This is a genomic window from Streptomyces sp. NPDC001732 (assembly GCF_053596315.1).
Genome location: NZ_JBSFFY010000017.1, coordinates 64,599 through 77,809, shown reverse-complemented (window position 1 = coordinate 77,809; position 13,211 = coordinate 64,599). Strand labels below are relative to the sequence as shown.

Here is a 13,211-nt window from a genome sequence, read left to right as displayed (position 1 = left end):
CGCGTACCGGCCCCCGGCCGTGCGGACCCCGGGCCGTACCGGCCCGGCCGCTATTCGGTCTTGATCGCCGTCAGCATGTTCAGCTTCGCGGCGCTGCGGGCCGGCCAGAGCGAGGCCAGCACGCCCACGACCCCCGCCAGTGCCAGGAAGACCGCGATCCGGTCCCACGGGATGACCAGTGCGTACTCCGGGATGTCCGACGAGATGGTCTGCCCGATCGCCCAGCCGAGGAACATGCCGAGCGCGACACCGACCACCGCGCCGAAGAGCGAGATGACCACGGCCTCCAGCCGGATCATGCGCTTCACCCTGCGCCGGTCCAGGCCGATGGCCCGCAGCATGCCGATCTCCTGCTGGCGCTCGAAGACCGACATCGCCAGGGTGTTGACGACCCCGAGGACCGCGATGATCAGGGCCATCGCCAGCAGTCCGTACATGATGTTCATCGCGAGGTTGACCGAGCCGCCGAACATGTCACGGATGTCCTGACGGTCCATGATGCTCATGGCCGGGTTGTCGCCCAGCGCGTTCACCAGGGCCTGTTCGTTGGCGTCGGTCGCGCCGCCGTCCATCTTCAGCCAGACCTCCCGGATGTTGGTCAGGCTGCCGTGCCGGTCGGCGATGTCCTTCGGGAGCAGGACCGGGGAGAGAAACTCGTTCTCCTCGAAGACGGCGCCGACCTTCAGCTCGCCCTTCTTCTCGTCCTCGAACTTCACCGGCAGGGTGTCGCCGGTCTTCCAGCCGTTCGACTTGGCGGTCTTCTCGGAGACGGCGATCTCGCCCCTGCCGAGCGCGTCGAGCGAGCCGGAGACGGTCTTGACCGCGAAGACCTGCTGCACGTCACCGGGGGTGACGGCGGACACGGAGTGGTACTCGTCCTTGACCTGCAGCGCGGTGGCCTGCTGCGGCGAGACCGCCGAGACGCCCTTGGCCTTCTCCAGGGCGGTGAGCGCCGTCTTGTCGAGCGGGCTGCCGCTCGCCATCGTCACCATGTAGTCGGCCTTGATGTTGTCCGTGGTCACCCGGTCGACCGCCTGGCCGAGGGTGACGCCGAGGACCGAGATGCCGGTGACCAGGGTGAGGCCGATCGCCAGCGCGGAGGCGGTGGCGCCGGTACGGCGCGGGTTGCGGACCGCGTTCTGCGCGGCCAGCTTGCCGGAGACCCCGAACAGCCGCTTCAGCAGCGGGCGGACCAGCGCGATCACCGGCCGCGACAGCAGCGGGATCAGCACGATGACACCGATCAGGGCGAGGAAGGCGCCCGCGGCGATGAAGGTCCGTCCGGCCGACCCGGACTTGACCGCGCCCGCCACGATCGCCGCCGAGCCCAGCAGGGTGAGCACCGCGCCGATCGAGTTGCGCAGCACCAGGGACTTGACGGTGGCCGTCGCGTGCACGCTGCTCATCGCCGCGACCGGCGGGATCTTGGCGGCCCGGCGGGCGGGCAGCCAGGCGGCCAGCAGGGTGATCAGGACGCCGACGGCGAACGCGGCGACGACCGCGGTGGGGGAGACGACCAGCGGTCCGGCCGGGATCTTCCCGCCGAACATGCCCATCGCGGAGCGCAGCGCGACGGCGAGGCCGAGACCGAGGGCGAAGCCGATGACCGAGGCGATCGCGCCGACCACGGCGGCCTCGATGAGCACCGAGCGCTTGACCTGGCGGCGGGAGGCACCGACGGCGCGCATCAGGGCCAGTTCCTTGGTGCGCTGGGCCACCAGCATCGTGAAGGTGTTGGCGATCAGGAAGATGCCGACGAACAGGGCGATGCCGGCGAAGGCGAGCAGCATGGTGTTGATGGTGCTCAGACCACTCTCGATGTCCTCGGCCTGCTGGTCCGCGAGCTCCTGGCCGGTCTTGGCCTCGGCGTCCTTGGGCAGCAGCGGCTTCACCGCGGTCAGCAGCTCGTCGGCGGAGGCGCCGGGCGCGGCGGACACGGTGGCCTCCCGGAACACACCGGGCCTGAGGTACAGCTTCTGGGCGACCTCGGTGTCGAAGAGGACCAGGCTGCCGCCCGCGTTGACCGCGCCGTCCTCGGTGGTGAAGACGCCGGAGAGGACGTACTCCTTCACCGGGCCGTTCGTGGCGACCCGGACCCGGTCACCGACGTGGTATTCGCCCTTCCGCGCGGTCTCCTTGTCGAGCGCGATCCGGTCGGCCGAGGCCGGGCCCGTGCCGTCGACGAAGGTGTACGCGGGGTCCTTGCCGTCCTTGCCGGGGAAGTAGTTCCCGCCGGTGTTCGACCAGCCGTTGCCGATCAGCTTGCCGTCGGGGTCGGCGACCCCGGCGAAGCCGGAGACCCGGCCGGTGGCGGCGTCGACGCCGTCCAGGCGCTGGATCTTCTCCAGGGTGGCGGCGGTGATGCCGGGGGTCTTCTCGTCGCGCTGGTCGGCGTAGGTGGTGACCGCGACGGCGACGTCGTCGTAGCTCTTGGCCGACTGGTTGCGAAGGGCGTTGCCGAGGGTGTCGGTGAAGACCAGCGTGCCGGAGACGAAGGCCACGCCGAGCATCACGGCGAGGACGGTCATCAGCAGTCTGGCCTTGTGCGCGAGCACATTGCGCAGGGCGGTACGGAACATGTCTGTCAGTCCTGGGATGGGGAGGGGTTCCGGGCGAGGACGCGGGGGAGGGCGGGGTTCAGCTGGTGCGGCCCTTGGCGTCGAACGCCTTCATCCGGTCGAGGACCCCGTCCGCGGTGGGGTGCAGCATCTGGTCGACGATCCGGCCGTCCGCGAGGAAGATGACCCGGTCCGCGTAGGAGGCGGCGGCCGGGTCGTGGGTCACCATCACCACGGTCTGTCCCAGCTCGCGCACCGAGTTGCGCAGGAAGCCGAGGACCTCGGCGCCGGAGCGGGAGTCCAGGTTCCCGGTCGGCTCGTCACCGAAGATGATCTCCGGCTGGGAAGCCAGGGCACGGGCCACCGCGACGCGCTGCTGCTGTCCGCCGGAGAGCTCGGTGGGCCGGTGGGTCAGCCGGTCGGAGAGCCCCACCATGTCGATGACCCGGCGCACCCACTCGGCGTCGGGCTTGCGGCCCGCGATGTCCATGGGGAGCGTGATGTTCTCGTACGCCGTCAGCGTGGGGAGCAGGTTGAACGCCTGGAAGATGAAGCCGATCTTGTCCCGGCGGAGCTGGGTGAGCTGCTTGTCCTTCAGGGAGCCCAGCTCCGTGTCGCCGATCCGCACCGAACCGCTGCTGAAGCTGTCGAGGCCGGCCACGCAGTGCATCAGCGTGGACTTGCCGGAGCCGGACGGGCCCATGATCGCGGTGAACTCGCCCCGGGGGAAGTCCACGGTGACGCCGTCCAGGGCCGTCACCCGGGTCTCGCCCTCCCCGTAGACCTTCGACAGATCCGTGGCGCGGGCGGCCACCGTGGTGGCGCGGGGTGCGGTGGAAACGGTGGTCACGGGAATCTCCTGTTGGGGCTCCGGCCGAGGCATCGTCCGGGAGTGGATCGGAACCCTTCCATCCTCACCGCCGGTCCGCCGCCGGACGTCAGTCCCCGTGCCCGTTCCCGGGGCCGTCTTGAGTCGCACCGGGAAGCCCGCGGCTCCTCCTGCGGTATGACACCGACCCCGAGGCCACCCGTCTCGGGGACCATTCGGCCGGTCCTCCGGCCGCCTCGGCGGCGCCCTCGTCACAAGTCCGGCGAATGCGCCGTCCGGGTGCGGCGACTTTACGTCATTCCGGAATCCCGGCCGGGGTGCCCGCTACCCCGCCCAGGCATGTGACGATGTCTTCCGACGAGTGCTGACGCCCCCTCAAACGATCAATAAAATAAGACAACATCGCGCCACTGATCCGCTGTTCGGGGGAAGTCCCCGGATAGGGTCATGTGCCAACGCAGAGCCGCGCGCCAGCCTGGGTGGTGGAATGCAGACACGGCGAGCTTAAACCTCGCTGCCCCTCGGGGGGCGTACCGGTTCGAGTCCGGTTCCAGGCACCACTGCACACATGTCACCGGGCGGGCGGAAACGACCCACCGCCCCTGACCCGTTCCTCCCTCCCGGGAGCACGCTTCCGCTGCCGGGAGGGACGGCGCGTGCCCGCGCGGCCGGGCCCTGCCTCTCGCGGACGGGCGGCGAGAACCTCTCCGTACGGCTCGTGCCCGGCCTGCGGCACCCGAAACCCGTGGAAAAGCAGACGGGCGGACCCGTGGGAAAGCAGACGGGTGGCCGGGACGGTGGCTGAGCTGCCGGGGCGGAGGTGCGGGGGGACGATGGGAGGACGGCTGCGCGGGCCGGGCGGGATGCGGAGCTGTCCTGCCGCGGGCGGTCGCGGGCGTGGGCAAGGAGGTCCGTTCGATGGTGGCGTCGGAGGCGTGGCGGGCGGAGACCGGGGCGGAGAGGGCCGTCCCGTCCGCTCCGGGCGGGCTGCTGGACGCGTTGAGCGTGGCCGCGGTGGTGCTCGGCGCCGACGGACGGATCGCACTGTGGAGCCCGCAGGCCCAGGACCTGTTCGGCTGGAGCGCCGAGGAGGCGCTGGGACAGTACGCGGCCTCGCTGATGGTCGCGGAGGAGCACGTGGACCGGGTCGTGGAGCTGTTCGCGGCCGTCATGGCGGGGAAGGGCACCTGGGCCGGGGTCTTCCCCGTACGGCACAAGGACGGCTCCACCCGCCGGCTGGAGTTCCGCAACATGCGGCTGCTGGACGAGCGCGGCGACGCGTACGCCCTGGGGATCGTCTGCGAGGAGGCCACGCTGCGCGGCATGGAGTTCGATCTGGTGCTCCATGCCCGCCTGGTGGCGCAGTCGCCCTTCGGGCTGGCCGTGCTGGACCCCGAGCTGCGCCTCCTGCTGGTCAACCCGGCGCTGGAGCGGATCACCGGCCGGCCGGCCACCGAGCACCTGGGCCGCGGCCCCCGGGAACTGCTGCCGTTCCTGGACGGCGACGGGATCGAGTCCGCCGTACGCCGGGTGCTGGCCTCCGGCCTCCCCGTGCGCGACCGGTTCCTGACCGGCCGCGCCCCCGCCGACCCCGACCACGAGAGTGCCTGGTCGCTGTCGTGCTACCGGCTGGAGGACTCCGTCGGGCGGTTGGTCGGTGCCGCGCTGACCATGTCGGACGTGACCGAGCAGCACCGGGCGTCCATCGAGGCCGCCGAGGCCCGGCGGCGGCTGGCGGTCATCGCCCGTGCCTCCGAGCGGATCGGCACCGCCCTGGACCTGGAGCTCACCGCCCGTGAACTGGCGGAGGTGGTCGTGGACGAGCTGGCCGACATCGCGGCGGTCGACGTCCTCGACTCGGTCCTGACCGCCTCCTCCGAGCCGGCCGCCCCGCTCGTCCGGGGTCCGCAGGCCTTCCGTTCCCTGGCCGTGGCAGCCACCCACGAGAACCCCGGCCTCCTCGCCGCCGACCCGCCCGGGGAGACGGCCGTCCACGCGGGGGAGCGTCTGGTCACCCGCTGCGTGACCACCGGCCGCCCGGTCCTCGTGGCCGAGGTCGCCGACCGGGACCTGCGCCGCATCGCCCGCCACGAGAAGGCCATCGGCCCGATGAAGGAGGCGGGCGTGCACTCCTATCTGGCCGTGCCGCTGACCGCCCGCGGCCAGGTCCTCGGCGTCCTCGACCTGGTACGCACCCGCGACCCGCGGCCGTTCGACGAGGAGGACGTCGCGATGACCTGCGAGCTGGCCTCCCGCGCCGCCGTGTGCATCGACAACGCCCGCTGGTACCAGCACGTGCGCGGCACCGCCCTGACCCTCCAGCGCCATCTGCTCCCGCACCGGCCCCCGCAGCCGTCCGGCCTGCGGATCGCCTATCGGTACCAGCCGGCGGAGGCGGACAGCGGGATCGGCGGCGACTGGTTCGACGCCATCCCCCTCCCGCAGGGCCGGACGGCCCTCGTCGTCGGCGACGTGATGGGCCACGGGATCCACGCCGCCGCCACGATGGGACAGCTGCGCACCGCCACCCGCGTTCTCGCCGGACTCGAACTCGCCCCCGCCGAGGTGCTGCACCACCTGGACCGCGTCACCGCCGACCTGCACGAGACGACCGCCACCTGTGTCTACGCCGCCCTCGATCCCCACCGCCGCACGTACCGCGTCGCGCTGGCCGGCCACCCGCCGCCCGTCCTGCTCCGGCCCGGCCGCGCACCCCGCCTGCTGGACCTGCCCACCGGGGCGCCGCTGGGTGTCGGCGGCGTCCCCTTCCGGACCGTGTCCCTGGACCTGCGGGCCGGGGACAGCCTGGTCCTCTACACCGACGGGCTGGTGGAGACCCGCGACGAGTCCATCGACGACCGCCTGTGCTCCCTGTTGCGTCTGCTCGCCGAACCCGGCCCCTCCCTGGAGGCGACCTGCGACCGGGTGCTGACCGTCCTGCGTCACCCCGGCCACGACGACGACGTCGCCCTGCTCATCGCGCAGCTCACTCCCGACCAGGGCTGAGCGGCCCGGACCGTAGCGGGCCGGCGGGCGAGGGCTCCGGAAAGCAGCTCCGGCAACCGGCTCCGGGGAGCAGATTCGGTATGAGTGAATTGCAAAATTATGCAATTAACTACATGCTGGGTTCGGCGTGTCTGCAAGTGTCCGCGGGCGTGCCGGTGTCCAGCGATGCCCCGGGACCCGGGGCGAAGGAGGTCCGTGGTCGTGCCGGTTCCGCTGTACCAGGCGAAGGCCGAGTTCTTCCGGATGCTGGGACACCCGGTGCGCATAAGAGTGCTGGAACTGCTCCAGAACGGCCCGATGCCGGTGCGCGAACTCCTCGCGGCGATCGAGGTGGAGCCCGCGGCACTCTCGCAGCAGCTGGCGATCCTGCGCCGCTCGGGGATCGTGACCTCGGCCCGGGAGGGTTCGAGCGTGGTCTACGAACTCGCGGGCGGGGACGTCGCGGAGCTGATGCGGGCGGCCCGGCGGATCCTGACCGAGATGCTGGCCGGGCGCAACGAGCTCCTGGCCGAACTGCGGGAAGCCGAGGTCGCGGCGGAGTGAACACCTTCTCCGGGCGGCTCGTGGACCGGGTGCGCGCGCTGCTGCCCCGCCGGGCCGACTTCGCCGCCATGCGCCGCGACCCGCGCCGCGACCTGCTGGCCGGCCTCACCGTCGCCATCGTGGCACTGCCGCTCGCGCTCGGCTTCGGCGTCTCCTCCGGGCTCGGCGCCGAGGCGGGGCTCGCGACCGCGGTGGTGGCCGGGGCGCTGGCGGCGCTGTTCGGCGGCTCCAACCTCCAGGTGTCCGGGCCGACCGGGGCGATGACGGTCGTGCTCGTGCCGATCGTCGCCGAGTACGGGCCCGGCGGGGTGCTGACCGTGGGAGTACTGGCGGGGGTCCTGCTGATCGGGCTGGCCCTGCTGCGGGCCGGCCAGTACATGCGGTACGTCCCGGCGCCGGTGGTCGAGGGGTTCACCCTGGGCATCGCCTGCGTCATCGCGCTCCAGCAGGTCCCGGGCGCGCTCGGCGTGCCCGAGCCCGAGGGGGAGAAGGTCCTGGCGGTGGCCTGGCGGGCGGCCGGCGAGTTCGTGAAGGCGCCGAACTGGACCGCCGTCGCCCTCGCCGCCGGTGTGGCGGCCGTGATGCTGCTGGGCGCCCGCCTGCGGCCCACGATCCCGTTCTCGATCGTCGCGGTGATCGCCGCGACCCTGGTCGTCCAGGTGTTCCGGCCGGCCGGGGCGGAGCCGATCGGCGACCTGCCGTCCGGGCTGCCCGCGCCCTCCCTGGGCTTCCTGGACCCCTCGGCGCTCGGCTCGCTGCTCGCACCCGCGGTCGCCGTGGCCGCGCTCGCGGCGCTGGAGTCGCTGCTGTCGGCCACCGTCGCCGACGGCATGACGGTGGGGCAGAAGCACGACCCGGACCGGGAACTGTTCGGGCAGGGCATCGCGAACCTGGCCGCCCCGCTGTTCGGCGGCGTCCCCGCCACGGCCGCCATCGCCCGTACCGCGGTCAACGTCCGTACCGGCGCGGGTTCCCGGCTCGCCTCGCTCACCCACGCCGCCGTCCTCGCCGTCATCGTGTTCGCGGCGGCCCCGCTGGTCTCCCGCATCCCGCTCGCCGCGCTGGCGGGTGTGCTGCTGGCCACCGCGATCCGCATGGTCGAGGTCGGCGCGTTGCGCGCGATGGCCCGCGCCACCCGGTCCGACGCCGCGGTCCTGGTCCTGACGGCCGTCGCCACGCTCGTCCTCGACCTCGTCCAGGCGGTGATCATCGGTCTGGTGGTGGCCGGCGCGCTGGCCCTGCGGGCGGTGGCCCGCCAGGCCCGGATGGACCGGGTGGACCTCCGCCCCGACCTGCCCGGCGACCACAGCGACGAGGAGCACGCGCTGCTGGCCGAGCACATCGTCGCCTACCGGATCGACGGGCCGCTGTTCTTCGCCGGGGCCCACCGCTTCCTCCTCGAACTCTCCGAGGTCGCCGACGTCCGCGTCGTCATCCTGCGGATGTCGCGGATCACGACCATGGACGCCACGGGCGCCCTGGTGCTCAAGGACGCCGTACGGAAGCTCAACCGGCGCGGCATCACCGTGCTGGCCTCCGGAATCCGGCCCGGTCAGCGCCGCGCGCTGGACGCCGTCGGCGCCCTGGACCTCCTGCGGCCCGACGGGCGGGACCACGCCACCACCCCGGAGGCCATCGCGGCGGCCCGCGCCCGGCTGCACACCGCCGGGGTCGTGCCCGGCGCTCCGGCCCCCGCCCCCGTCGTGCCCGGGGAGGTGCCCGGCTCATGACGGACCGGCTCGAAGCCCTGCCCCTGCGCCACGTACTGACCCTGCCCACGATGGGCGCCGCCGTCCGCACGGCGCGCGAGACCACCGAGCAGGTGCTGGTCGAATGGGGCATCGGCCTGAACCACCCCAGCGTCGGCCCGGCCCTGCTGATCCTCAGCGAGCTGGTGACCAACAGCGTCCGGCACGCGGCCGTGCTGTCCCCGAACGTGACCGTGCTCTACGCGGCGGGCCCGGACACCTTCGCGTTCGGCGTCCACGACCGCCACCCGTACCGGCCCGCCCTGTACTCACCGGCCGTCGTCGCGGGCGGCGGCCTGGCCACGGTCGCCGAACTCACCCTGGGCCTCGGGGGCACCGCCGTCGTGCGCGACGACGCGGACGGCCTGGGCAAGAGCATCTGGATCACCGTGCCTCTGCAGAGCACGGGAAGCACGAGCAAGGACGCATGATGACCGAAATGATCGTGAAGGACAGCAACGGCACGGTCCTGGCGGACGGCGACTCCGTCACACTGACCAAGGACCTGAAGGTGAAGGGAACCTCCGAGACGCTCAAGCGCGGCACGCTGGTGAAGAACATCCGCCTCACCGGCAGGGCCGGCGAGATCGAGTGCAACACCAAGAAGGTCAAGGGGCTGGTGCTCCGGACGGAGTTCCTGAAGAAGGCCTGACGGGTCCGCCCCGGCCCCTGTCCGTGCCCCGCCCGGCCGGTTTCCCGACGGGCGGGGCACACGGCTGTCCGGCCGGGGCGGGGCGGTGGTCCGGCGGGGCGGTCCGTGGCGTTCCAAGTTTCTAACGTTGGCAATTCATGAGGTCAGCACGTCGGAGCGGACGCGCGAGGATGGCTTCATGGCGAAGAGTTTTGGGTGGACGCGATGCACGGGACACGCACGACCGCGACGGGCCGGCCGGACGGCCGGGGCCGAGGACGCGAGGCCGCTTCGATGAGTGCGCCGCTGTACCAGCTGAAGGCAGAGTTCTTCAAGACGCTCGGTCACCCCGTGCGGATCCGGGTGCTGGAGCTCCTCAGCGAGCGGGAGCACGCGGTGTCCGAGATGCTGTCCGAGATCGGCGTCGAGCCCGCCCACCTCTCGCAGCAGCTGGCCGTGCTGCGGCGGGCGAACCTGGTGGTCACGCGCAGGGAGGGCTCGGGCGTGTACTACTCGCTGGCCAGCGAGCAGGTGGCGGAGCTGCTGAAGGTGGCCAGGACCATCCTGTCGGGGGTCCTGGCCGGCCAGGCCGAGCTACTGGCCGACCTGCGCGCGGCGGAGCCGGACCGCCGCTAGTGCTGTGGCCGGTGAACCTTTCCGGCCACAGCACTAGGGCGACCTGGACCGCTGCCAGCCGCGCCGCCGCCGGCCGCGTTGCCGACCGGACCGCCGCCAGTGGTGTGGCCGCCGGTGGTCCGAGGTGGTGACGCGGGCCGTCGGCGTCACGCTCCGGGGGAGCGAACGGCTCCGGGGCCGGGGCTCAGGACCCGGGCGGCTCCGGCCCGGAGCCGCTCCACACGAGCGGCGGCCCGCTCATCGGTTCTGTAAAGATCCTCCCCAAGCACTAGTCTGATTCTTTTGCCTACCCATTACTCTTGTGGGAAGGCCACGCAGGGTGGCCATGGAGGAGTGAGATGAGGAGCAGCAACCCGGTCTTCTCGCGACGGGGCTTCAGCCGCGACAACGGATACGCGGGCTTCAACGCGGCGCCGCAGGCCGGGGCCCCCGCAGCGGGTGCCAACCCGTACGCGCAGGGCGCCGCCGCGAACCCGTACGCCACCAACCCCTACGCCCAGCCGGACACCCAGTACGGTGCCCCGCAGGCTCCGGCGCGCTCCGGCGCGATGACGATCGACGACGTCGTCACGCGCACGGCGATCACGCTCGGCACCGTGGTGCTCGGCGCCGCGCTCGCCTGGGCCCTGCTGCCGGTCGACGCGGCCAACCTCGGCAAGTCCTACGGCATCGCGATCGGCGCCGCGCTGGTGGCGTTCGTCCTGTCGCTCGTCCAGTCCTTCAAGAGCAGGCCGGTCCCGGCGCTGATCGTCTCGTACGCGGCCTTCGAGGGCGTCTTCCTCGGAGTGATCTCCAGCGCGGTCAGCACGTACATCGGACCGGGCGTCGTGGTGCAGGCGGTGATGGGCACCATGTGTGTCTTCGCCGGTGTGCTCCTCGCGTACAAGATGCGCTGGATCCGGGTGACCCGCCGCTTCTACGGCTTCGTGATGGCCGCCGCCGTCGGCTTCATGCTCCTGATGGTGGTCAACCTGCTGTTCACCGTCTTCAGCGGTGGTGACGGCCTGGGCTTCCGCAGCGGTGGCCTCGGCATCCTCTTCGGTGTCATCGGGATCATCCTCGGCGCCTGCTTCCTGGCGCTGGACTTCAAGCAGGTCGAGGACGGCATCGCGTTCGGCGCCCCGCGCGAGGAGTCGTGGCTGGCCGCCTTCGGCCTCACCATGACCCTGGTGTGGATCTACCTGGAGATGCTGCGTCTGCTCTCCATCCTGAGCGGCGACGACTGATCACCGCGCAGTACCGCAGCACGCGGTACCCGCACGACGGGAACGGCCCGCAGGCACAGTGCCTGCGGGCCGTTCCCGCTTCTGTTTCCGCTTTCCGGGCCCCTCGCGCGTGCGCGGCGGTTCTGTGCGGGGGCGGGCCGGTCCCTGCGGTGCTGGTCCTCATGGTGCCGGTCTCTGCGGCGCAGGTCCCCGGCGCCGGTCTCCGCAGCCGGGCGACGGCCCGTTGGCGGCCACCCCGCCGGGACGCGTAGGGTCGCGGAGTGCTCGATACGACCCCGCTGATCACCGCCGTGGACCGCTTCTCCGACCGGCTGCGCGCCGCCCCGCAGAGCCGTCTCCAGCGCGGCGCCGCCGCCGAGGCCCTCGCCACGGCCAGGGAGCTGGCGCTGCGGGCCCAGCGGATCGAGGCGCCGGACCGGGAGCCCCGGACCATGCCGGACGCGGGGGTCTTCGTGGTCGGCGACCAACTCGCCGTGGCGGGGCGCGATCTGGCGGTGGCACTGGAAAAGGCCCCGTCGACCGAGCTCGACGAGGCCGTGCGATTCGTGGCGGAGGCGGCTGAGCGGGCGTTCGCCTAGCCGGTGGCCGGTGGCCGGAGGGGGAGCCGGCAGCCGTGGTCGGTGGGTCCGGGGGACGGACCGAGGATCGGCGGGGGCGGTGGCCGGCGAGAGCCGTTCCGCCCGGGTGCCGGGGTGTCGGGGTGTCAGAACGAGGCGATGACGCGGTCGGCGAGGATGTAGACGTTCTCCTTGCCGCAGGAGAACGTCAGCGCGTACGCACCGGAGACGCCGGAACCGCCCAGCAGCACCGGGTGCTCGCCCGAGAGCAGCGATTCGGACAGCCGCTCGGCCGTCTCGCGGTGACCGGGGGTCATGCAGAGCGTGGTGCCGTCGGCGAAGACGTAGACATCGAGGGTGCCGAGCGGGCCGGGGCGCACGTCGGCGAGCTCCGTACGGCTGTCGGCGAGCTCTTCCAGGCGGTTGACGGTGCGTTCGTGGTCGGTGACGACCGGTGTCTGCACCGGTACGAAGTCCGGGTGCGAGGGGTGACGGCGGCGGGCCGCGGCCAGCTCGGGGGAGTCCTCGGCGAACTCCGTCGCCCCGGTCAGCTCCGTCATGTCCGAGAGTCCGGTCAGCTCCGCCAGCTCCTCCAGGGCCTCGGTGGCGTCGAGGTCCATCGCGTCCAGCCCCGCGAAGTCCGCCTGCCGGGGCAGGAAGAACGGCCCCTCCTCCCCTGTGCCGGCCGAACCGCCCAGCAGGGACGGGGCGTCGGCGGCGTCACGGGCCTCCTGGGAGGCCCAGAAGGCGCGGGCCTCGGCGAGTTCGCGCTCGCGCTCCTCGGCGAGCGCCTCGGCGACGGCCGCGCGTATCTCGGCGACGGGGGTGATGTCACCGCGGTTCTGCGCGGGCACGGTGGCGCCCTGGACACGGGCCGCGGCCAGCTCCGTACGGAGGGCCGAGACCTGCTTGCGCAGCCCGTGAGCAGCGTGCAGAGCAGCAGCGCCCACGGCCGTGGCGGCGGCGGTGGTCAGCAACAGGGCAAGAGGCATGGCGCTCACACATACTCCCGGTTTCAATCGATCCCCCGACTTCCTACCTCAGCTTGTCCCCTACCTGCGCCCTGTGTCAGTGCATTACGTCACGAATTGGACAGGTCTTTGGGCCCGAGGTTTAACCCGGGTGTGGGTGTGACCTGCGGGAATGACTCTCCCCCAGGAGATAGGTCACATCCTGGGGGAGATTCGGTCACGGTCGGGGCTCGGAAGCAGCCACTTCGCGCTCCGGAGATCGGCCGAAAGCCATGCCCTCCAACGAGAAACGTGAGCCGGGCCGACTAGGGCCTCAGCTCAGCCGCGCGTGTTCGTTGGTCGCGTTCGCTTCGTTTCCGCTGCGGGCAGGTGCCGTCCTCGTTCCTCGGACGACCCCTACCCTCCGCTGCACCTCAGCTCAGCCGCGCGTGTTCGTTGGTCGCGTTCGCTTCGTTTCCGCTGCGGGCAGGTGCCGTCCTCGTTCCTCGGACGACCCCTACCCTCCG

11 protein-coding genes and 1 tRNA gene are annotated in these 13,211 nt (G+C 72.1%); 9 read left to right on the top strand and 3 right to left on the bottom strand.

The window, feature by feature from the left end; translation table 11 throughout:
* Positions 1 to 50 precede the first annotated feature (50 nt).
* Complete coding sequence (locus ACWCXX_RS18915; protein WP_451128560.1) at positions 51 to 2,579, bottom strand: ABC transporter permease; 2,529 nt, start codon at positions 2,577 to 2,579, stop codon at positions 51 to 53.
* 58 nt (positions 2,580 to 2,637) lie between these two features.
* A complete protein-coding gene (locus tag ACWCXX_RS18910; RefSeq protein WP_356931033.1) occupies positions 2,638 to 3,408 on the bottom strand; it encodes an ABC transporter ATP-binding protein in 771 nt (256 codons plus the stop codon).
* Positions 3,409 to 3,860: 452 nt separating this feature from the next.
* Between ACWCXX_RS18910 and ACWCXX_RS18905 the strand changes: the two genes are divergently transcribed.
* The 9 genes from ACWCXX_RS18905 (at position 3,861) to ACWCXX_RS18865 (ending at position 11,755) form a co-directional block, all read left to right on the top strand.
* Positions 3,861 to 3,947: transfer RNA gene (locus ACWCXX_RS18905), tRNA-Leu, on the top strand.
* 358 nt (positions 3,948 to 4,305) lie between these two features.
* Positions 4,306 to 6,393, top strand: coding sequence for a SpoIIE family protein phosphatase (locus tag ACWCXX_RS18900; protein ID WP_451128558.1), 2,088 nt, complete (start codon positions 4,306 to 4,308; stop codon positions 6,391 to 6,393).
* 201 nt (positions 6,394 to 6,594) lie between these two features.
* Positions 6,595 to 6,936: an ArsR/SmtB family transcription factor gene (locus ACWCXX_RS18895; protein WP_451128556.1), complete on the top strand. Its 342-nt coding sequence runs from the start codon at positions 6,595 to 6,597 to the stop codon at positions 6,934 to 6,936.
* 68 nt (positions 6,937 to 7,004) lie between these two features.
* Positions 7,005 to 8,666 (top strand): SulP family inorganic anion transporter, encoded by a 1,662-nt coding sequence (locus tag ACWCXX_RS18890; RefSeq protein WP_451128668.1) that lies wholly within the window; start codon positions 7,005 to 7,007, stop codon positions 8,664 to 8,666.
* A complete protein-coding gene (locus tag ACWCXX_RS18885; protein ID WP_451128554.1) occupies positions 8,663 to 9,115 on the top strand; it encodes an ATP-binding protein in 453 nt (150 codons plus the stop codon). The genes ACWCXX_RS18890 and ACWCXX_RS18885 overlap by 4 nt, the downstream gene beginning before the upstream one ends.
* Complete coding sequence (locus ACWCXX_RS18880; RefSeq protein ID WP_451128552.1) at positions 9,115 to 9,336, top strand: alkylphosphonate utilization protein; 222 nt, start codon at positions 9,115 to 9,117, stop codon at positions 9,334 to 9,336. Before ACWCXX_RS18885 ends, ACWCXX_RS18880 begins: the two co-directional genes overlap by 1 nt.
* 273 nt (positions 9,337 to 9,609) lie before the next feature.
* Complete coding sequence (locus ACWCXX_RS18875) at positions 9,610 to 9,951, top strand: ArsR/SmtB family transcription factor (RefSeq protein WP_451128550.1); 342 nt, start codon at positions 9,610 to 9,612, stop codon at positions 9,949 to 9,951.
* A gap of 338 nt (positions 9,952 to 10,289) precedes the next feature.
* A complete protein-coding gene (locus ACWCXX_RS18870) occupies positions 10,290 to 11,177 on the top strand; it encodes a Bax inhibitor-1/YccA family protein (protein WP_451128548.1) in 888 nt (295 codons plus the stop codon).
* A gap of 260 nt (positions 11,178 to 11,437) precedes the next feature.
* The gene (locus ACWCXX_RS18865; RefSeq protein WP_451128546.1) at positions 11,438 to 11,755 is read left to right on the top strand and encodes a hypothetical protein; all 318 of its coding nucleotides are present in this window, start codon (positions 11,438 to 11,440) and stop codon (positions 11,753 to 11,755) included.
* 125 nt (positions 11,756 to 11,880) lie between these two features.
* Here ACWCXX_RS18865 and ACWCXX_RS18860 read toward each other — a convergent pair whose 3' ends face one another.
* Positions 11,881 to 12,711 (bottom strand): hypothetical protein, encoded by an 831-nt coding sequence (locus tag ACWCXX_RS18860; protein ID WP_451128666.1) that lies wholly within the window; start codon positions 12,709 to 12,711, stop codon positions 11,881 to 11,883.
* Between the last annotated feature and the right edge of the window lie 500 nt (positions 12,712 to 13,211).